Origin of the sequence: Pseudomonas sp. Fl4BN1 (genome assembly GCF_009908285.1) — a bacterium.
Classification (GTDB): domain Bacteria; phylum Pseudomonadota; class Gammaproteobacteria; order Pseudomonadales; family Pseudomonadaceae; genus Aquipseudomonas.
On sequence record NZ_JAAARM010000037.1, the window covers coordinates 1 to 20,446 of the forward strand.

Sequence of the window (20,446 nt, forward strand, 5' to 3'; positions counted from 1 at the left end):
GGTCGCGGGGGCAGGGTAGGTTGGGGTCATGGTCGAGCGCACGTCAGGTCAGTGGCGTAAACGATCTCATGGACATTCAAGAACGTCCATTCGCGGCTGTTGAACAGGCCGGCTCAAGCCTGTCGTGCGGACCTGGCAGATGGGTGATACACCCCGCTTGCGCCCCTTCAATCAGGGGGCCTAGATCCGCCAATGCCGAGCGCTTTTGGCCAAGCGCTGGCGCATCTCGCCGAGGGTCGCCGCCAATTGCCGGGTCAGCAGTCGATAACCGTCGAGGGCCGAATACACCGGCGTCTCCAGGGCATTCTCGGCGCTGCCTTCCAGGGTTTTTTCCAGGCGCTGGGTGACCCCCGATTGCAGGGCCCGGGCCATGCCGATCAGCTGCACGCGGATCTGCCGGTGCTCGGTCTTGAGCGCCAGTTGCATCTGCGCCATGGCGTGCGGGTCGCTGGCGTCTGGGCGGGTGTTGCCGAGAATCTCCAGGGTGCTGATGCACATCCGCAGGTTGCGCTGGATGGCGTCCAGTTCGGTCATGGAAATCCGTACTTCCTTGGACACCGAAGGCATCAGCGAACGCAGTTGCAGCATGGCGCTGTTGACCCGGCCAAGGAGCTTGAGGTGTTCGTCGTCGGTCACCGACTTGCCGCTGATGATTCGTCCGTACAGCTGCGCGCAGTCGCGCAGGGCGCTGGCCAGGTTGTAGCGCCAGGAGTACACCGCGTACAGCGGGATGGCGAAGGAGAACGCCAGGGCCAGGGCGATGCCGATGAGGATATCCACCGCGCGCCACAGGCCGTCGCTGATCTGGTTGTCGCCGTGGCCGGCGACAATGAACACGGTGATCGCCGCCAGCAGCGCGGTGTAACCGCCCTTGCCGATGGCATGGTAGGAGAAGTAGCCGCAGACCGCCGACATCGCCAGGTAGGTGATCCAGGGGTGGCCGAAATACGCCTGCTGCACCACCAGCACCAGGCCGACGCCCGCGCCCACCAGGGTGCCGATGGCCCGCTCGGTGGCTTTCTTGCCGATGTTGCCGTGGTGCTGCAGGCCGCCGATCACCACCAGCATGGTCACCGAGGCCCATTCGCCGTGGGGCAGGTTGAGCCCGGTGGTCAAGAGGATGGTGGCGATCAGGCCGAGGGCGACGCGCACGGCATGGATCAGCCGGGCGTGACGGTAACGCCGATAAGGGTCCAGTACGGGACGCAGCAAGCGCTGCAGCAAGGGTGGCAGGGTGATCCTGCGCAGGAGTTTGAACCGGCCCAGACAATGTCCTCCAAGGGTAGGCGGCGGGTAGGCACTCGCCCTTCGGCGAGCCCCTGGCCCGTTAGAAACAGCGCGCCTCAGCGCGAGGCGCGAACACTCTCTATCTACCGTCCTAGAAAATGTAGTCGGTGGTCAGGAAGCTGGAGTCGCGATTGCGGATGATGTCGCTGATCAGCTGTTTGTTGCGTTCCTGGAACTTGGTGGCCACCAGGGTGCGGATCGAGAAGGTGCGCAGTGCGTCATGCACCGACAACGTGCCTTCGGCGGAGTTCTTGCGCCCGTTGAAGGGGAAGGTGTCCGGCCCGCGCTGGCACTGGGCATTGATGTTGATCCGCCCGACCTGGTTGGCGAAGGTGTCCACCAGCCGGCCGATCTGTGCCGGGTCGCTGCCGAACAGGCTCAGTTGCTGGCCGAAGTCCGATTCCAGGACGTAGTCGATCACCGTGTCCAGGTCGCGGTAGGGCACGATCGGCACCACCGGGCCGAACTGCTCCTCGTGGTAGACGCGCATCTGCGGGTTCACCGGGTACAGCAGCGCCGGGTAGAAGAACGAGGCGCGGGAAGCACCGCCATTGGGGTTCACCACGCGCGCGCCATGCGCCTGGGCATCGGCCACCAGGGCGTGCAGGTAGTCGACCTTGGTGTTCTCCGGCAGCGGCGTCAGGGCCACGCCCGGCTCCCAGGGCATGCCTGGCTTGAGGCCTTGCAGCTTGTGGTTGAAGCGCTGGATAAAGTCCTCGACCACGGTTTCATGCACGAACAGGATCTTCAGCGCGGTGCAGCGCTGGCCGTTGAACGACAGCGCGCCGGTGACGGCTTCGCTGACTGCGTTGTCGAGGTCGGCGTCGGGCAGCACGATCCCCGGGTTCTTCGCGTCCAGGCCCAGGGCGGCGCGCAGGCGGTGCGGCTTGGGGTGGAGTTTCTTCAGGTCGCTGGCGGCCTTGTTGGTGCCGATAAAGGCAAAGATGTCGATCTTGCCGCTGGCCATCAGTGCGCTGACGGTCTCGCGGCCACTGCCGTAGATGACGTTGATCACCCCGGCCGGGAAACTGTCGCGGAAGGCTTCGAGCAGCGGTCGGATCAGCAGCACGCCGAGCTTGGCCGGCTTGAACACCACGGTGTTGCCCATGATCAGCGCCGGGATCAGGGTGGTGAAGGTTTCGTTCAGCGGGTAGTTGTAGGGCCCCATGCACAAGGCCACGCCCAGCGGTACCCGGCGGATCTGGCCGAGGGTGTCCTGCTCCAGTTCGAAGCGGCTGGAGCGGCGGTCGAGTTCCTTCAGCGCGCCGATGGTGTCGACGATGTAGTCGCAGGTGCGGTCGAATTCCTTTTCCGAGTCCTTGAGGTTCTTGCCGATCTCCCACATCAGCAGCTTGACCACCGCCGTGCGCTGCTCGCGCATGCGCGCCAGGAAGGCTTCCACGTGCTGGATGCGCTCGGCCACGCGCATCGTCGGCCAGGCGCCCTGGCCTCGGTCGTAGGCACGTACGGCGGCGTCCAGGGCGCTGAGGGCGGTGTCGGCGTCGAGCAACGGCGTGCTGCCGAGGATCACCTGCTGATCGCCTTCGGCGCTGCTCAGATAGATCGGGCTGCGGACCTGGGCCAGCGGTCCGCTCCAGGTGCGCAACTCACCGTCCACCAGGTAGTCCCGTTGTTCCATGGGGTCGGGCAGGCGATAGGCTTCGGGGATGTCGGCGGCGGCAGGAAACAGGTTGCTCAAGAGATTGGCTGTGGTCATGACTCTACCCCGTGTTGAAAATGGCTCCGGCGCGGATGGCTGATTGCGACATCGCTCCAAGGTTTATACGCCTGAATCGCCCGATGCTTTAGCGGTTTTTCCGCCCGGCATCCGCTGCTTGTGAATCGAGATTAAACGTTTCAGCCTTGGGCCGGCAACTGCCGGCTCCGGCACTGTCCATTGACTCCCCGGATACTCCGGCCACCGGGTCGATACCGTCAGATGCGCTGTGCCGTTGCGCAGCAACGCAGACGCCATCGGCCCATAACGTTAAACTCCCCAGCTTCATTCAGGAGTTCCCATGAGTTACTACCAGCCCGGCATTCTCGCTGCACCCGTTCCGTCCCACGCTCGCCATCTGTTTTTTGCCCTGGAGTCCATCGAGGCGTTGCCCCAGGCCCTCGATCAACTGCAGGCGCGAATCGATGGCGCCTCGGCGGTAGCAGGGTTTGGCGCGTCGCTGGTCAAGGCCCTGGGGGCCCGAGTGCAAGGGCTCAAGGCCTTCCCGGCGCTGACCGGCGTCGGCGTCGACAATCCCTCGACCCAGCACGCCCTGTGGGTCTGGCTGCGCGGTGACGAACGTGGCGAGCTGATGCACCGCAGCAACGCGCTGGAGGCGGCATTGGCCCCGGCCTTTCGCCTGGTGCAGATGAACGAAACCTTCCGCCACAAGACCGGCCACGACCTGACCGGCTACGAAGACGGCACCGAAAACCCCCATGAAGAAGCCGCTGTGGCGGCGGCGCTGGCCGAGGGCGACGCCGGCCTGCGCGGTGGCAGCTTTGCCGCGATCCAGCAATGGCAGCATGACTTCAAGGGCTTTGCCGCGATGCAGCAGCAAGAGCGCGACCACATCATCGGCCGGCGCCTGAGCGACAACGAGGAGCTGGACGACGCGCCGGTCTCGGCCCACGTCAAGCGCACCGCCCAGGAAAGCTTTACCCCGGAAGCCTTTATGGTGCGCCGCTCGATGCCGTGGATCGAAGGCGATCAGGGCGGCCTGATGTTCCTGGCGTTTGGCTGCACCTTGAATGCCTTTGAAGTGCAACTGCGACGCATGAGCGGCCTGGAAGACGGTATCGTCGATGGCCTGTACCGCATGAGCCGGCCGATCACTGGCGGCTACTACTGGTGCCCGCCGTTGCAGGACGGTCGCCTGGACCTGCGCGCGCTGCGCGCAGTCTGATCGCTCAAGCGGGGCGCGACACTGACGGGGAGGGCGGGGCGATGCAGACCGTACGCTGGGGCATGATCGGTTGCGGCAGTGTCACCGAGCGCAAGAGCGGCCCGGCTTTTTACAAGGTGCCGGGCTCGGCGCTGGTGGCGGTGATGGGGCGGCGCCTGGACGCGGTGCGCGATTATGCCGCGCGCCATGGCATCGCCCGGGTCTATACCGATGCCGAGGCCCTGATCAACGACCCCGAGGTGGATGCGGTGTACATCGCCACGCCACCGGACAGTCATCATGGCTACAGCTTATTGGTGGCCGCGGCCGGCAAGCATTGCTGCGTGGAAAAGCCGATGTCGCTGAACCTGGCGCAAAGCCTGGCCATGCAGCAGGCATTCGAGCAAGCCGGGTTGCACCTGTTCGTGTCCTACTACCGCCGTTCGTTGCCGCGTTTCCAGGCCGTGCGGCAATGGCTGGCGCAGGGGCGTATCGGAGCGGTCCGGCACCTGCACTGGAGCCTGAGCAAGGCTGCATCCGCGGCCGATCGCGAGGGCGTGGCCAACTGGCGCACCGATCCGCAGATTGCCGGCGGTGGTTACTTCGCCGACCTGGCGAGCCATGGTTTTGACCTGTTCCAGTACCTGTTGGGTGACATCCGCGAGGTGGTCGGCTTCACTGCCCGCCAGGCCGGGTTGTACGCCGCCGAAGATGCAGTCAGCGCCAGTTGGCGCTTTGCTAGCGGTGCGCTGGGCAGTGGGGCCTGGAACTTCGTCGCCGACCGCCGTGAGGACCGGGTTGAAATCCTCGGCAGCCAGGGGCGTATTCTGTTCTCGGTGTTCGACGAGCATCCGGTACGGCTCGAAGCCGTCGAAACCCTGAGCCTGAGCATCGACCATCATCCGCACATCCAGTGGCATCACGTGCTGGGCATGAACGCCCATATCCGCGGTGAAGGGCAGCATCCGGCGTTGGCCAGTGAAGCGCTGAAGACCGATCGCATCATGGACCGGATTCTCCAGCGCGGGGAGTGAACGGCGTTATTCGGCCGGCAGGTGCATCCGCTATTGGGCCGGCCCAGTGTTTCTCCTGCGCCGTTGCCGCCGCCTCCAGCTCCAGGTCTTCAAGGTATTGCTGCAGTTGGTCTTCCTGTACTTCGCTGCAGCAAGCTTGTTGCAGATCCGCAATACCGGCCGAGGCCGCTTGGCGCAGTGCCGCGATTCTCGCTACTTCCTCGGCGACACCTTGCCCCAGCAGGCGTAAACCTTCACCCGGAACCTTGCGGGTATTTGGCTAGCGAGCGGACTTGCCCTGCGTATTGATGAGTGGCTGTTGGTGGGCGCTGAGGACAAGTTTTCGAGTCGGCATACGGTACTCCTGGCCTGGAGGAAGAAGGGATGCGTTGGCATGGCGTTCAGCTTCCTCAGGAGAACCCCCACGAGTTTTCCAGCCAGTGCAGCGCTTGGCCGTCTTGCAAGACCGACCCCTCACCCGTGGTCGGGACAGCGCTGCCGAGGCCAGCGTGGTCGCTGGTTTTTTGCAGCGTCGAGCGTGACAATGGCGCCCGCTGCACCTCATGCGTAAGCGCTCACGGGCGACGAGTGGTGCGATGTCCCTATAATCCCAGCTTTGATCCAAGGCGCCGCGAACCTTTATGAGCACCCCGAAAAAACGCCGAAGCCGCTACGACCCCGCCAGTGAGGACTTCAAGAAGGAGCAATTTCCCTTCTACTGGTTGGCTCGTCTGTACGGGCGTTACTCCATGGCCATGGAGAAAGCGCTGAAGAAAATCGACATGGACATCCCGCGCTGGCGGATCCTGTTCATTCTCAAGGAGAACGGCGAGTCGAGCATTTCGGAGATCTCCATCCATGCCATTGCCAAGCTGCCGACCATCACCAAGATCGTCTACCGCATGAAGGCCGACGGCCTGGTGGAAACCGCCACCAGCGCCAGCGACGGGCGTGTCACTCAGGTCTCGCTGACCGATAGCGGCCGGCAGACCATCGAAAAGATCCAGCAAGGTACCCGCGACATCTTCCTCAATAGCTTCGAGGGTCTGACCGAAGCGCAGATCACCAAGCTCAACAGCACCCTGGAAAAGATTTTCAACAACCTGCCACAGGATTGAACCTCACCGCTGTGCTTTAGATCCTGGCCCGGCCTGACGCCTGACTGGCCGGCGCCAATGACCCGTACTGACCACGCTCGGCTTGCATCTTGCGCACCATGGCGCTGAAAAATTTATCGGCGAAGCCGCTGTTGCCGATCAGCATCGCGGTGAGGTCGGCGCACTTGGCACTGATCTCTTCCGGCAGGAGGTTGTCTGCGCCGCCAAGGGCGCCGGACTGGCACTGGATCTCGGCAGCGCGCTGGACGGTCCAGAGCAGGAAGAAGGTCTTGGCGATGCTGCTTTCACCGACCGCGATGCCGTGGTTGCGCAGCACCAGGATGTGTTTGTCGCCGAGACTGTCGATCATCCGGGCCTTCTCGTCATCGAACAGGGTGATGCCCTCGAAGGTGTGGTAGCCGATACGTCCGCTGAGCTGTGCACCATAGAAGTCGTGGTGAGCGAAACCGGCCTGTTTCATGGCGATGGCCGAGATCGGCGTGGTGTGGGTATGGATCAGGCAGCGAATATCTGGTCGCGCACCATGCACGGCACTGTGCAGGGCGAAACCGGCGGGGTTGCCGTCATAGGGTGAGTCTTCAAGCTTTGTGCCCTGCAGATCGACCTTGAGCAGATTGGCCGGGGTCACTTCGCTGTAGTTCAGGCCGAACGGGTTGATCAGGTAGTGGTGCGCCGGGCCGGGCAGGCGCGCGGAAATATGGTTGAAGATGGTTTCGCTCCAACCGAAGAAATCCACCAGGTGATAGCAGTGCGCGAGTTCGACGCGCAGGGCCCATTCGTCGTTGCTGCAATGGGTTGGCTTTTCCAGGGAGGCGTGGGTCATGGCGGATTCCTTGTGCACAGCATCAGAGGCATGCCTGGTCGCCGCGAAAGCGTGCCAGAGCATCAGGTGTGGGGTGTTCGACTGGCTGGGCAGTGCGGGGTGATGAATGCCACGCCGCCGAGCACATGCCGCAGACCGAGGGTCTGGCTCGGCAGGGGTCATGGTGACGCTTCTGGATTCAGCGGGGCGAGCATCTCCTGATGCTTGCTGGCCAGGCCCAGATAGGCCTCGATGACCCGTGGGTCATTGGCCAGTTGTTGCGCGGGGCCCTGCATGGCGATCTGACCGGTTTCCAGCACGTAGGCGTAGTCGGCGACCCGCAGCGCGGCGCGGGCATTCTGCTCGACCAGGAGGATCGACACGCCCTGTTCGCGCAGTGCGCTGATGATCCGGAAGATCTCCCGGGTAATCAACGGTGCCAGGCCCAGGCTGGGCTCATCGAGCATCAGCAATCTGGGCTTGGCCATCAGCGCGCGGCCCACGGCGAGCATCTGTCGTTCACCGCCGGAGAGGGTCGCGGTCAGTTGCCCACGGCGCTCCCACAGGCGCGGGAACAGCTCATAGACCTCGCCAAGGGTGCGAGCGTAGTCGCGATCACCTCGGCAATGGCGCTGGAAGGCGCCCAGCAACAGGTTGTCGGCGACACTCATGCTGGTGAACAGTTCGCGTTTTTCCGGAACCAGGCCGAGCCCCCGCGAAACCATGACCTCGACCTCTGGCACGCTCTCCAGGCGGCCATCGAAGTCCACCCGGCCATGGGAACCGAGCACGCCCATGATGGCCGAGAGCAAGGTGGTCTTGCCGGCGCCGTTGGGGCCGATCACCGTGACGATCTGGCCTTTGCCGACGCACAGGCTGGCGTTGCTCAAGGCCTCGACCTTGCCGTAGGCCACGCTCAGGTTGCTGATCTGCAGCAGCGGGTCGCTGACCTGGTTGTGCGACACGAGTTGCGGTTGTGCAGGCATGTTCATCATTCCACCCCTCCCAGATAAGCTTCGAGTACCGCAGGATCTTTCTGCACCTCTTCGGGCAGGCCCTGGGCGATCCGTTGACCGAACTCCATCACCACCACCCGGTCTACCAGGCCCATGACGAAGTCCATGTCGTGCTCCACCAGCAGGATCGCCATGCCTTCGCTGCGCAGCCGGCTGAGCAGGATGCCGAGGGCTTGTTTTTCTTTCAGGCGCAGGCCGGCTGCGGGCTCGTCGAGCAACAGCAGGCAAGGGTCGGCGCACAAGGCGCGGGCGATTTCGAGGATTCGCTGCTGGCCCAGCGCCAGGCTGCCGGCCTGTTCATGCAGGCAGTCACCGAGACCGACCCGCTCCAGCTGGAGCCTGGCCTCATTGAGCAGCATGGCCTCTTCGCGGCGCTCCAGATGCAGGGCGGCGGCCAGGATTCCGCGGTGTCCGCGCAGGTGTGCGCCGATGGCGACGTTCTCCAGCACGCTCATTTCCGGCAGCAGCTTGACATGCTGGAAGGTCCGGCTCAGGCCCATGCGGGCCACGTGTCGTGAACTCAGGCCGTTGATCTTGCGGCCCATGAACAGCACCTCGCCGGACGTCGGGGTGTCGACCCCGGACAACTGGTTGAACAAGGTGCTCTTACCGGCGCCGTTGGGTCCGATCAGGGCGAGAATTTCCCCGCTGTGGATCTTCAGGTTCATGTCGTTGTTGGCCACCAAGCCACCGAAATGCCGGCTCACGTGTCGCGCCTCAAGCACCTGCTGCCCGTGTTGCGGCTGTTCGCGGCGGGGCAGGGGCGGGGCGCTGGTGTCGACCGCCGGCCCCCGGCTGCGAGCCTTGAAGCGCTTGGGCAGCCAGCCGACCAGCAATGGCCACAGCCCACCGGGTGCGCGCTGCATCAACAGCACGATCAACACGCCGAAGACGATGGTTTCATAGTTGCCGCTATCGCCCAGCAGGTGAGGCAGCCAGTCCTGCAGCCATTGCTTGAGCAGGGTCAGGACGCTGCTGCCGAGCAGAGCTCCCCAGACACTGGAGACGCCGCCGATCAGCGCCATGAACAAGTAATCGATGCCCATGTTCAGGCCGAACGGCGTCGGGTTGACGAAGCGTTGGGTGTGGGCGTAAAGCCAGCCGGAAATCGCCGCGAAGACCGCCGAGATGACGAAGATCACCATCTTCGAGCGCAAGGTGTTGATGCCCATCGACTCGGCCATCAGTTGGCCGCCCTTGAGCGTGCGAATGGCCCGGCCTTCGCGCGAGTTCAGCAGGTTCTGGGTGATGAGGATGGCCATCAGCAGGAAGGCCCAGATCAGATAGAAGATCTTTTCGCCCTTGTCGAGCAGCAGGCCGAACAGCGAAATCGACGGTAGGCCGCTGACCCCGGTATGCCCGCCTAAGGATTCCAGGGTGCCGAACAGGTAATACAGCGACAGGCCCCAGGCAATCGTGCCCAGGGGCAGATAGTGCCCGGACAGCTTGAGCGTCAGCGCGCCGAGCAGCAGAGCCACGCCGGCCGTCAACATGACCCCGACCAGCAGGGTCAGCCAGGGCGAGGTGCTGGCCCAGGCCAGCCACGCCGGTAGCTGCTCGCTGGTGGTCAGCCAGGCCGACGTGTAGGCACCGAGGCCGACGAACGCGGCCTGGCCGAAGCTGGTCATGCCGCCGACCCCGGTCAGCAGGACCAGGCCGAGCACCACCAGGGTGTAAAGACCGATGTAGTTGAGCAGGGTCACGTAGTAGGGCGGCAACAGCAGCGGTGCCACGCCCAGGAGCAATATCAGGGCGAGTACCAGATAGCGCGGATTCATTGTTCTTCCTCCACATGACGGTGGGTCAGCGAACGCCAAAGCAGGAACGGAATGATCAGGGTGAAGACGATGATTTCCTTGTAGGTACTGGCCCAGAACATCGAGAACGCCTCGACCAGACCCACGGCCAGGGCCCCGATGGCCGCGACCGGGTAGCTGACCAGGCCGCCAATGATTGCGCCGACAAAGCCCTTGAGGCTGATGATGAAGCCCGAGTCGAAATACAAGGTGGTGATGGGGGCAATGAGGATTCCCGACAACGTGCCGATCAGCGCCGCCAGGAGGAAGGTCGACTTGCCCGCCAGCGTCGGTGAAATACCCATTAGCCTGGCGCCCATGCGATTGACTGCAGTGGCGCGCAGGGCCTTGCCATACAGCGTGCGTTCAAAGAACAGGTACAAGCCGATGATCAAGGCCAGGGACACTGCCAGCACCCAGAATGTCTGGCTGTTGAAGGTCACCGGTCCGAGCTCCAGGCCGGCTTCGGAAAATGGCCTGGTGCGCGCGCCTTCGGGACCGAACAGCAGCAGGGCAATGCCGACCATGCTCACGTGCACGGCGATCGATACGATCAGCAACACCAGGGCGCTGGCCGCGGCAATGGGCTGGAACACCAGGCGGTAGATCTGCGGTCCCAGCGGCACCACCAAGGCCAGGGTCAGCAGCGCCTGCACCAGCATTGGCAGTTCGGCCAGGGGCAGGGTCTTGATCAGCAGTGCGATGAGCAGCGCATAACCGAGCTTGAACAGCACGCGCCAGGGCCAGCGCAATGCCCGGCTGGATCGCGCGGCGCCCCACAGGTCGAGCAGGCAGTCGATCAGTGTGAGCCCGAGCAGCAGCCAGATCAGTGCGGTGGGTCGACCGCTCTGCAAGGTGGCCATGGTCAAGGCGCCATAGGTAACGAATTCACCCTGGGGGATCAACAGGATCCGCGTCACGGTGAACACCAGGAGGATCGACAGGGCCAGCAGCGCGTAGATCGCGCCATTGGTCATGCCGTCCTGGCCCAGCAGCATGGCTATCTGGAAATTCATAATGAGCACTCTCTTCTGATCGGTTGAATATCAAGCGGGGCCGGTCTGGGGCTGAAGTAGCGCCAGGTCGGCCGGGCATGCCACGGACGGCATGCCCAAGGTGTCGATCAGTTGTCGTGCAACAGGGTCCAGTTGCCGTTTTTCACCACGATCATTTCCCGGCCGCGTTCATCGAAGCCGCTGTGGTCTTGTGGCGTCATGTTGTAAACCCCCTGGGTGCCGGCCAGTTCGTGACTCTGTTCGAGGGCCTCGCGCAATGCCGTGCGGAACTCGGCGGTGCCGGGCGCAGCTTTCTGGGCGGCGATCGGAATGGCTTTTTGCAGCAGCAGGCCGGCATCGAAGGTGTTACCGCCGAAGGTTGCGGGTTTGCTGCCTGTGAGTTTTTCGTAGGCACTGGTGTAGTCGCTGGCGATTTTTTTCGAGGGGTGCGAGTCGGGCATTTCATCCAGGACCAGCATCAGGCTCGCGGCCAGAATGGTGCCCTCGACTTTCTTCCCGCCGAGCTTGAGAAAGTCCGGCAGCGCCGCGCCGTGGGTCTGGTAGACCTGGCCACGATAACCCTGGTCGAACAGCGTGGCCTGGGGCATCACTGCCGAGCTGCCGGGGGCGGCGACCAGCACGGCATCAGGCCGCGCGCTGAGGATTTTCAGGCTTTGCCCGGTGACCGAAGTGTCCTGGCGCTGGAAGCGTTCGTTGGCCACCACCTGGATGTTGTGCTCGGTGGCGAGCCCGGCCATGACCTTGGCCCAGTTCTCGCCGTAAGGGTCGCTGGTGCCGATGAAACCCAGGGTCTTGACCCCCTTTTTGCTCATGTACGCAAACAGCGCCTTGGCGATCAGGTCGTCGTTCTGGGTGGTCTTGAACACCCATTTTTTCTGCTCGGTCATCGGCAGCACCACTGCAGCCGTCCCTACGGGGGCCAGCAACGGCACACCGGCCTCGGCGACGAACTGGATCACCCCCATGGCGTTGGGCGAGCCGCTCGGGCCGATGATCGCGTCGACCTTTTCCTCATCGATCAGTTTCTTCAGGGCCTTGACGGTGGCTGTCGGGTCGCTGGCGTCATCCAGGGCGATGTACTTCACCGTCTGGTTCCCGGCCTGGGTCGGCAGCAGGGCGATGGTGTTCTTCTGTGGGATGCCGATCAGCGCGATAGGGCCGGTGGCGGAGGTGATGACACCCACTTTCACTTCAGCTTGCGCGGCGCTGGCGCAGGCAACACTCAACAACAACGTGGACACGGCTTTTCTGAAAAGCATGACTTTCTCCGAAGAGTTGCAAGGCGCTGCAAGGGGTTGCTGGCCAAGGCTCCCTAGCGTTTGAGGGCATCGGGGCTGACCTGTTTTTGTCGAACCGTTCGAGCGTTGCGGCGAATGGGCCGGACGCTGTGGCTGCTGATCGACCGACGACTCATCGGCCAGGGAGCGTGGAGGGCAAAAGCAGATTGCATGCCAGAAAAAACGTTCGACCGGCTCGCCGAGTGTTACCGCCGAGGCTTGGCAGTCGTGCCTTCGGTGGTCGATCCCCGGGCCCTTTCACGGCCGCTCCCTGGGGGCTTTTGCAGCAGCGCGAAAAGGCCACGCACAGCGTCTGGGGCAAGGCATTGACCTGGGTCAATGTTGTCTTTGTGGAGGGCGGAAAGCAGAAAAAATGAAGGGGAAAAATCGGTATTTTTTATGGGTTATTTTGCCTTTTTTTTAGTGATTTATTAGTTGATTTGGAACGTAAATATTTTCTCTGTAAGGGCGTTTTATAGTTTTCCTGTTTATTGGGATTGATTTTCATATTGCTCATAATGTGCTGAATTTAATCATAAAAATCATGATATTCGATGTTTTTCGGCTTTTTTGAGGCTGTTACCAAACTGCACGATGACGGTGCTTGGGGTCAGAAAATGCACCTAAAATACACACCAATAAAAGATGTCAAATTCAATTGACATTTCAACTAATTATTATGATTTTAGATTTAAGCGTTCACCCACTGGTTTCGGTCGGGTGCATCTGTTCTGGCGAGGTTGGCCAGTGACCCATGAAGCAGGTGAAGGGCATGTCGATTGTCGTCGAGGAATTAGCATTGGGTGGGAGCGGCAGCTCGGTGATGGTGAAAGACACCATTGATATCGCCGGCTACCCGACCCGGGCTTCGAGTCATGCATTGGCTGATGCGCCGGCTGCCGTTGAGCATGCGCAAGTGGTACAGGCGCTGCTGGATGCCGGGTGCCGAATCAGCGGCAAGACCAGCCTGCATGAGCTGGCATTTGGTACCACCGGCCTGAATGCCTGGGCCGGCACGCCGCCGAACCCGCGTTATCCGGGGCGTATACCCGGCGGCTCGTCCAGTGGTTCGGCGGCGGCGGTGGCGGCCGGGCTGTGCGACTTTGCCCTGGGCACCGACACCGGTGGTTCGGTGCGTATTCCAGCGGCCTGCTGTGGCGTGTTTGGCCTCAAGCCGAGCTTCGGCCGGGTCAGCCGCAAAGGCGTGATGCCGGCGCAGAGCTCACTGGATTGCGTGGGGCCGCTGGCACGCAGCATGGAGCGCCTGATCGAAGCCATGCAGGCCATCGATCCAGGTTTTGGCCCCTTGCCGGCGGTGACGCAGATCAGCATCGGGGTGGTTCCGGTGCAAGCCAGCGAGCCGATCCGCGCAGCCCTCGACCATGCCTTGCAGCGCAGCGCTTTCAGCCTCGGCCAGCAACGGCTGCCAGGCATGGCCGCGGCGTATGACGCCGGCATGGTGGTGATCAATGCCGAGACCTGGAACGCCTGCGGCCACTTGTTGCAAACCGGCCGAGTGGGCAGCGATATCGCCGGCCGCCTGCAGGCCGCCGGGCAGACCTCCAGTGCCGCATTGGCCGAAGCCGAGCAGGTGCGCCTGGCCTTCACCGCCGAGGTCGACGAGGCGCTGCAGCGGTTCCCGATCCTGGCGCTGCCGACCATGCCCGACTATCCGCTGGTGCTGGCCGACGCTACCGATACCCGTGCGGTCCTGGGCATGACCGCCCTGGTGCGGCCGTTCAATCTTTCCGGTCATCCGGCCCTGAGCATTCCTCTGGAAGGCGCTTCGGGACTGCCGGTGGGCCTTCAACTCATTGCCGCCCATGGCGCGGATGAACTGCTGTGTGCAGTGGCCCGCGAGCTGGTCCGGCGCCTGGAAGACTAATCGCCATGTTTACCTTGGAGAACCCCATGACTGTCCTTAGCGAGCTGGACCATCAGCGCCGTGCGCCGATCACCGCGGGTGAAGAGTTTCAGCAATTGCTCGTCGAGATCCGGGCCCGGGCCCGGGACGAGGAATTCGACCGGCAGAAGTTCATTTCTGCGGACGTGATCGAGCGTTTTCGCACCCTCGGCGTGTACCGCGCTCTAGTGCCCAAGCGTTTTGGTGGCGATGAGTGTTCGCCGGCCGAGTTCTGCCAGATGGTCGAGGACATTTCGATTGCCGACGGTTCCGCCGGCTGGGTCGCAAGCTTCGGCATGAGCCCGGTGTACCTGGCAGCGCTGCCCCTGGAAACGATCAGGAAAATCTACGCCGAGTCGCCCGACGTGGTGTTTGCCGGGGGGATCTTTCCGCCGCAACCGGCGACCTTTGTCGACGGTGGCCTGGAGGTCAACGGCCGCTGGAAGTTCTCCAGTGGCTGCATGGGCGCCTCGCTGATCGGCGTCGGCATTGCCCCGAAAAATGGCGAGATGCTGGGCCTGCCACGCCTGGCGCTGATCCCTCGGGACAAAGTGCGGATCGAGGAGAGCTGGAATGTGGTCGGCCTGGTGGGAACCGGTAGCCACGACGTGGTGGTAGAGAACGTGGTGGTGCCGGAAGAGTGGACCTTCGTGCGCGGCGGGCCATCGAACCTCGATGAGCCTTTTTTTCGCTACCCGTCCTTGTCCTTCGCCACCCAGGTGCTGTCGGTGGTTGGCCTGGGCGTGGCCCGCGCCGCGCTGGACGAGCTGAGTGGCATGGCCTCGGGGCGGATCTCGGTCACCGGTGCGCCATCGTTGTCCGACCGGCCCTTGGCGCAGGTCGAGGTGGCCAAGGCCGAGGCCTCGTTGCGGGCTGCGCGCTGCTGGTTCTACGAGGCCATCGACGACGCCTGGAACAGCGTGCTGGCCGGCGCTCCGGTGAGCCTGGAGCAGACCAACATGTTGCGCCTGTCGTCGACCCACGCCACCCGCGTGGCCGCTGAAGTGGCGCGCACCGCGCAAATGCTCTCGGGCATGAGCGGGGTGTACCGCAGCAACCCGCTGTCGCGTTTCGTCAACGACACCCAGGTCATCACCCAGCACGCCTTCATGGGCGACATGACCTACCAGAACGCCGGCGCGATCTTCTTCGGCAACAAACCGCTGCCGGGTTACCTGTAATTTCTTCAACCATTGAGTGGTGAATTTCATGACCGATAAAAAAGCCCTGCGCGTTCTGTTCTGCATCGGCATCAACCAGAACTTCTTCGATGCGCCACGCCCCGAGGCCCTGGAAGTCTGGGCCGCGTTTGGCGAAATGTGGCATGCCATCGGCGACCTGCCTGGCGTCACGGTGCTGGGCAACATGGACGACGACCAGAGCATGGTCGGACCGTCCGCCGGCTGGCCCTGGACCACCTACCTGCTGGCCGACGTGCCGGACATCGAGACCGTGCATGCCGCCTGCAATCTGTTCCGCACCACGGCGGTCGGCGACGGCCCCTACAAACTCTGGAAGTACTGCAAGGTCGAGGCCCGCACCGGCCGCGAACTGATCATCCAGCGCTGAGTGGAGAGAAGCCAAATGTCACCACAAGAGCGCATCGAAGCCCTGGAGCAACGGCTCGACCAGCTGCACAGCGAGAACGCCGTGCGCGCCTGCATGAACCGCTACATGGTGCTGTGCGATGAGTTGGGCGTGGGCTCGCCACTGGCCGAACTGGCCGGGCTGTTTACCGAGGACGCCCTCTGGGAAGGCAAGGGCGCCAAATATCGCGACAGCTTTGGTGGCTACCGTGGGCGTGGCGCCATCCGCGCCATGTTTGCGACCTACATGGTCGAGCCGGCGCACTTTGCGCTCAACGTGCATTTTCTGACCTCGGAGCTGATCCGCGTGAACGGTGACGAGGCCCAGGCCAGCTGGGTGATGTTGCAGGCCTCGACCTTCGCCAGTGGTGCGTCGCACCTCAACAGTGCCCGTTTGACCGTGCGTTTCGCTCGCGAACAGGGGCAATGGCGCATGGCGCATTTTCAGACCGAGAACCTGTTCAGTCGTCCGGTGGACCACTGGAACAGTGATGAGCATTTGCCGGTGCCGGCACCGGCCGAGCAGTAGCCCGCAGAATTCTTATAGTCGGCGGGTCACGCCGACGAGGAGTGATCGTGAATAACCTGATAGATACCCTGACCCTGGAATCCACCCCGGCTGAACGGGTGCTGCCCGACCGTGTGCACACTTCGCTGTACACCGACGGCAAGATCTTCGACCAGGAGCTGGAAAAGATTTTCTACAGCACGTGGATCTGGGTGGCCCACGCCAGCGAGATTCCCGAGACCGGTAGCTACAAGAGCACCTACATCGGCAAGCAGCCGGTGATCGTCGTGCGCGACCGCAAGCAGGACGTGCACGTGCTGCTCAACCGCTGCCGCCACCGTGGGGCCACGGTGTGCGAGCACAAGAAGGGCAAGACCAACAGTTTCGTCTGCCCTTACCACGGCTGGAGCTACGCCCTGGACGGCAGCCTGCGCGGGGTGCCGCACCCGGAGAGCTACGCCGATTGCCTGGACAAGGACGAGCTGCCGTTGGTGAGCCTGCGTGTCGAGCAGTACAACGGCATGATCTTCGCCACCTTCAAGGACGATATTCAGCCGCTCGCGGATTATCTCGGCCCGGCCAAGAAATGGATCGACCTGTTCATGAAGCAGGGCGCCGGTTACCCGGTGAAAGTCGGTGGTGAGCACCGCTTCCGCTTTCCCGGCAACTGGAAAATCCAGCTGGAGAACACCACCGACGCCTATCACTTCCCGCTGGTGCACAAATCGTTCCTGGCCTCGGTGGATGAGCAGACCCTGGAGCTGTTCGATTTCGTCAAGGGGCCGGGTTACGTCGAAGACCTGGGCAACGGTCACAGTGTGATGGTGATGATCCCTGACCTGATCGACCTGGATGCCAACCTCGACCTGCCGATTCCGCAGCGCTTCGAGGAGCTGGCCGCACAACTGCGCGCCGAGGGCCAGGACGAACAGGCGGTGCGGCGCATTGTGCGGGCGGTGGGCGGTTCGGGTTTCAACCTCAACTTGTTTCCCAACATTGCCTGCTCGATGGCGTTCTTCCGGGTCCTGCAACCGATCGCGGTGGACCAGACCGAAATCCATCACGCGGTGATCACCATGGATGGCGGCCCGGCCGTGGCCAACCGTTATCGCCTGCGCCTGCATGAACACTTCCAGGGCCCGATGGGTTTCGGCACGCCGGACGACTCCGAAGCCTGGGAGCGGGTGCAGCGCGGTGCCAGTGCCGGCACCGACCTGTGGATCATGCTCAACCGCGGTTTGCCGGGTGAACAGCCCAGCGCGGACGGCCTGATCAGCGACGTCAGTGCCGAGACCGGAATGCGCGCTGCTTACCAGCAGTGGAAAAAGATGATGTCGGCCTGAGTCGACGGAGAACACCATGATCAATCTGCAATTGCTCAACCAAGTCACGGCCTTCATCTGGCAGGAAGCGGACATGCTGGACCATGGCGATTTCGTCGAATGGCTCGATCTGTGGACCGCGACCGCGACCTACATCATTCCCATCGACCCGCTGCAAACCGACTTCGAAAATACCCTGAACTACGCCTACGACAATCACCACATGCGGCAGTTGCGGGTGACCCGCCTGACCAGTGGCGAGTCGATCTCGACGACGCCGCGGGCCCGCACCGTACGCAGCCAGTCGCGTTTTCGCCTGCTGGCCGAGGTCGATGGCGTGATCACTGTGCGCTGCGCGCAGAACCTGCGCGAGTTCCGCAAGGACGTGCTCAAGCAGTACACCGCTGACGTCACCTTCGACCTGGTGCGCAGCGGCGACAGCTTCAAGATCCAGCGCAAGCTGATCCAATTGATCAACTCCACCGATACCCTCGCCGGTATCGGTTACATCCTTTGAGGAGCCGACCATGACACCAGTAGCTTTGGTCACGGGCGCGGCCAGCGGGCTGGGCAAAAGCATCGCCACGCAGTTGCTGGCGGCAGGTTATCGGGTGGTAATCAGCGACCTTTCCCTGGTGGCTGCGCAGGCCTGTGCCGGCGAACTCGACCCCGGCGGCGAACGGGTCCTGGCCCTGCAACTGGATGTCGCCAGCAAGGCTGATTTCCAGGCCGCGCTCGGCGCGGTGCTGGACGCCTGGGGTGGGCTGCACGTGCTGGTCAACAACGCGGCGATGACCCTGACCACACCACTGATGCAGATCAGCCCGGAAGAGTTCGACCGGGTGGTGAGTGTCAACCAGCGCGGCACCTTCGTCGGTTGCCAGGTGCTGGGCGCCTACCTGGCCGCTCAAGGTTACGGGCGGATCATCAACATGGCCTCCCTGGCTGGGCAGAACGGCGGTACTGCGACCGGAGCCCACTACGCGGCGTCCAAGGGCGCGATCATCACCCTGACGAAAATCTTCGCCAAGGAGTTGGCGGCCTCGGGGGTCACGGTCAATGCCATTGCCCCGGGGCCGATCGAGTCGCCGGCGGTGCGCGCCGCCGTGCCGCCCGAGCGTCTGGAAAAGCTGATTGAGGCGATCCCGGTGAAGCGTCTCGGCAATGCCGATTTCATCGCGCGCCTGGTGGTGCAGCTGGCCAGTGAAGAGGCTTATTTCACCACCGGCGCGACCTGGGATGTGAATGGCGGAATCTTCATGCGCTGACTGGCGGGCGGCGCTCCTGAAGGCCGCTCACTACCCTGCAGGGGCCGCTGTGGCGGCCCCATTACCACGCAACCTGGATGATCCTGGATGAGCGATCAAGTATTGAAAGTCGTCGTGCGCAAGCGCGAAGAGCAGGGCGACGGTGTCGTCGTGCTGGATCTGGTCAGTCCGCAAGGGCGACCCTTGCCGTCGTTCGAGGCGGGCGCGCACATCGACGTCCATCTCAAGCCGGGGCTGGTGCGCCAGTATTCACTGTGCGGTGACCCGGCCAACGTCGACGCCTATCGCCTGGGGGTGCTCAAGGACCCAGACTCGCGCGGCGGTTCGCTGGCGGTGCACGCGCTGCTCGAAGGACGGGAAATCGAGATCAGCACGCCGCGCAATCATTTCCCCCTGGCCCCCAATGCGCGGCGCTCGATCCTGATCGGCGGTGGCATCGGCATCACCCCGATGGTGGCCATGGCCTATGCCCTGAATGCCCGCGACAGCGATTTCGAATTGCACTATTGCGCCCGCTCACGCAGCCGCAGCGCCTTTCTCGATGAGCTTGGCAGTGCCGGGTTCGCCGCATGCCTGCACACCCACTTCGACGACGAAGAGGAGGCGCAGAAGCTTGATCTGGCCAGCCTCCTGGGCAACCCGCAGGCGGACGTGCATGTGTATGTCTGTGGCCCGGCCGGGTTCATGGATTGGGTCATCGGCCAGGCCCTTGCCCAGGGCTACGCCGACGATCATGTGCACCGCGAGTACTTTCAGGTGGCGGTCGACGCCTCGGGGGCGAGCTTTGAAGTGCATGCGGCGCGCAGCGGCAAGACCGTGCAGGTCGCACAGGGGCAAAGCATCGTCGAGGCCTTGAGGACGGTGGGAATCAACATCGAAGTGTCATGCGCGCAAGGGGTGTGCGGGACTTGCCTGTGCGACGTCCTGGAGGGCGAGCCGGATCACCGCGACGTGTACCTCACCGACGACGAAAAGAGTGCCAACGACCAGATCCTCGTGTGCTGCTCGCGCGCCAGGTCGAACAAGCTGGTGCTGGATATCTGATAGCCCGGAGGCTAATACCATGGTCGATACAACAGGATTTCGTAACTCAATGTCGATGCTGGGCGGGGCGGTTTCGATCATCGCCACCGACGGTCCGGCCGGTCGCTTCGGCTTCACTGCCTCAGCGGTCTGTAGCGTCACCGATCAGCCGCCAACGCTGCTGGTGTGCATGAATCGTTCGTCGTTTTCCAACGTGCACTTCAAGAGCAACGGTGTCCTCAGCGTCAACGTACTGACCCCCGAGCTACGCGAGGTGTCGGGGGCATTCGCCAACCGTGAACTGAACGCTGAACAGCGCTTTTCCAGTGCCTGCTGGAGCACCCTGGAAAGTGGCGCACCGCTGCTCGACGAGGCGTTGGTGAGCTTCGACTGTCGCATTGCTCAGGCCCATGAAGTGGGGTCGCACACGATTTTCTATTGCGAGGTCCTGGGCATTCGCAATGGTGAGGGCCAGCAGGGCCTGGTCTATTTCAATCGTGCGTATCATCCAATAGGGGGAACTTTCAATATCTCGTGAAGTTGTTGTTGGGGTGTAAGTGTCAACTTAAGTTTTCCGTAAGTGCTGGGAAAATAGAATAACTATAACGCTGTCTTCACTGTCTTGGTGA

Annotated in this window: 20 protein-coding genes; 13 read left to right on the top strand and 7 right to left on the bottom strand. The window is 63.0% G+C overall.

What is annotated here, in order from left to right; translation table 11 throughout:
* Positions 1 to 180 precede the first annotated feature (180 nt).
* Both GV818_RS28125 and GV818_RS28130 read right to left on the bottom strand, forming a co-directional pair.
* Positions 181 to 1,224 carry an FUSC family protein gene (locus GV818_RS28125; RefSeq protein WP_161778091.1) on the bottom strand — a complete coding sequence of 348 codons (1,044 nt, stop codon included), beginning with the start codon at positions 1,222 to 1,224 and terminating at the stop codon, positions 181 to 183.
* Between the two features lie 154 nt (positions 1,225 to 1,378).
* Positions 1,379 to 3,004, bottom strand: coding sequence for an NADP-dependent glyceraldehyde-3-phosphate dehydrogenase (locus GV818_RS28130; RefSeq protein WP_161757857.1), 1,626 nt, complete (start codon positions 3,002 to 3,004; stop codon positions 1,379 to 1,381).
* 301 nt (positions 3,005 to 3,305) lie between these two features.
* Here GV818_RS28130 and GV818_RS28135 point away from each other — a divergent pair, with 301 nt between their 5' ends.
* From GV818_RS28135 to GV818_RS28145, 4 genes are all read left to right on the top strand, one after another.
* On the top strand, positions 3,306 to 4,190 hold the full coding sequence (locus tag GV818_RS28135) for a Dyp-type peroxidase (RefSeq protein WP_161778092.1): 885 nt from the start codon (positions 3,306 to 3,308) through the stop codon (positions 4,188 to 4,190).
* A 41-nt stretch (positions 4,191 to 4,231) separates the two neighbouring features.
* Positions 4,232 to 5,203 carry a Gfo/Idh/MocA family protein gene (locus tag GV818_RS28140; RefSeq protein WP_161778093.1) on the top strand — a complete coding sequence of 324 codons (972 nt, stop codon included), beginning with the start codon at positions 4,232 to 4,234 and terminating at the stop codon, positions 5,201 to 5,203.
* 97 nt (positions 5,204 to 5,300) lie between these two features.
* A complete protein-coding gene (locus tag GV818_RS34635; RefSeq protein ID WP_256667549.1) occupies positions 5,301 to 5,432 on the top strand; it encodes a hypothetical protein in 132 nt (43 codons plus the stop codon).
* Between the two features lie 391 nt (positions 5,433 to 5,823).
* Positions 5,824 to 6,300, top strand: coding sequence for a MarR family winged helix-turn-helix transcriptional regulator (locus tag GV818_RS28145; protein WP_161757854.1), 477 nt, complete (start codon positions 5,824 to 5,826; stop codon positions 6,298 to 6,300).
* A gap of 16 nt (positions 6,301 to 6,316) precedes the next feature.
* Here GV818_RS28145 and GV818_RS28150 read toward each other — a convergent pair whose 3' ends face one another.
* The 5 genes from GV818_RS28150 to GV818_RS28170 all read right to left on the bottom strand — a co-directional run bounded on the left by GV818_RS28150 (position 6,317) and on the right by GV818_RS28170 (position 12,189).
* Positions 6,317 to 7,123 carry a class II aldolase/adducin family protein gene (locus tag GV818_RS28150; RefSeq protein WP_161778094.1) on the bottom strand — a complete coding sequence of 269 codons (807 nt, stop codon included), beginning with the start codon at positions 7,121 to 7,123 and terminating at the stop codon, positions 6,317 to 6,319.
* Positions 7,124 to 7,281: 158 nt separating this feature from the next.
* Complete coding sequence (locus tag GV818_RS28155) at positions 7,282 to 8,094, bottom strand: ABC transporter ATP-binding protein (RefSeq protein WP_161778117.1); 813 nt, start codon at positions 8,092 to 8,094, stop codon at positions 7,282 to 7,284.
* On the bottom strand, positions 8,094 to 9,896 hold the full coding sequence (locus GV818_RS28160; protein ID WP_161778095.1) for a branched-chain amino acid ABC transporter ATP-binding protein/permease: 1,803 nt from the start codon (positions 9,894 to 9,896) through the stop codon (positions 8,094 to 8,096). The genes GV818_RS28155 and GV818_RS28160 overlap by 1 nt, the downstream gene beginning before the upstream one ends.
* Positions 9,893 to 10,930 (bottom strand): branched-chain amino acid ABC transporter permease, encoded by a 1,038-nt coding sequence (locus GV818_RS28165; RefSeq protein ID WP_161778096.1) that lies wholly within the window; start codon positions 10,928 to 10,930, stop codon positions 9,893 to 9,895. The genes GV818_RS28160 and GV818_RS28165 overlap by 4 nt, the downstream gene beginning before the upstream one ends.
* Positions 10,931 to 11,037: 107 nt before the next feature.
* Positions 11,038 to 12,189 (bottom strand): ABC transporter substrate-binding protein, encoded by a 1,152-nt coding sequence (locus GV818_RS28170; RefSeq protein WP_161757849.1) that lies wholly within the window; start codon positions 12,187 to 12,189, stop codon positions 11,038 to 11,040.
* 790 nt (positions 12,190 to 12,979) lie between these two features.
* On the opposite strand from GV818_RS28170, the gene GV818_RS28175 reads away from it, so the two are divergent.
* The 9 genes from GV818_RS28175 to GV818_RS28215 all read left to right on the top strand — a co-directional run bounded on the left by GV818_RS28175 (position 12,980) and on the right by GV818_RS28215 (position 20,355).
* A complete protein-coding gene (locus GV818_RS28175; RefSeq protein ID WP_161757848.1) occupies positions 12,980 to 14,092 on the top strand; it encodes an amidase in 1,113 nt (370 codons plus the stop codon).
* Positions 14,093 to 14,118: 26 nt separating this feature from the next.
* On the top strand, positions 14,119 to 15,291 hold the full coding sequence (locus GV818_RS28180) for an acyl-CoA dehydrogenase family protein (protein WP_161778097.1): 1,173 nt from the start codon (positions 14,119 to 14,121) through the stop codon (positions 15,289 to 15,291).
* 28 nt (positions 15,292 to 15,319) lie between these two features.
* A complete protein-coding gene (locus GV818_RS28185) occupies positions 15,320 to 15,679 on the top strand; it encodes an IacB protein (protein ID WP_161757846.1) in 360 nt (119 codons plus the stop codon).
* A gap of 15 nt (positions 15,680 to 15,694) precedes the next feature.
* On the top strand, positions 15,695 to 16,225 hold the full coding sequence (locus GV818_RS28190; RefSeq protein ID WP_161778098.1) for a nuclear transport factor 2 family protein: 531 nt from the start codon (positions 15,695 to 15,697) through the stop codon (positions 16,223 to 16,225).
* 47 nt (positions 16,226 to 16,272) lie between these two features.
* Positions 16,273 to 17,547 (top strand): aromatic ring-hydroxylating oxygenase subunit alpha, encoded by a 1,275-nt coding sequence (locus GV818_RS28195; protein ID WP_161778099.1) that lies wholly within the window; start codon positions 16,273 to 16,275, stop codon positions 17,545 to 17,547.
* A gap of 19 nt (positions 17,548 to 17,566) precedes the next feature.
* Entirely contained in the window at positions 17,567 to 18,043 is a 477-nt protein-coding gene (locus GV818_RS28200) for an aromatic-ring-hydroxylating dioxygenase subunit beta (RefSeq protein ID WP_161757903.1), read from the top strand.
* 10 nt (positions 18,044 to 18,053) lie between these two features.
* A complete protein-coding gene (locus tag GV818_RS28205; protein WP_161757843.1) occupies positions 18,054 to 18,794 on the top strand; it encodes an SDR family NAD(P)-dependent oxidoreductase in 741 nt (246 codons plus the stop codon).
* Positions 18,795 to 18,881: 87 nt separating this feature from the next.
* Entirely contained in the window at positions 18,882 to 19,838 is a 957-nt protein-coding gene (locus GV818_RS28210) for a PDR/VanB family oxidoreductase (protein ID WP_161757842.1), read from the top strand.
* 19 nt (positions 19,839 to 19,857) lie between these two features.
* Entirely contained in the window at positions 19,858 to 20,355 is a 498-nt protein-coding gene (locus tag GV818_RS28215) for a flavin reductase (protein ID WP_161757841.1), read from the top strand.
* Positions 20,356 to 20,446 lie beyond the last annotated feature (91 nt).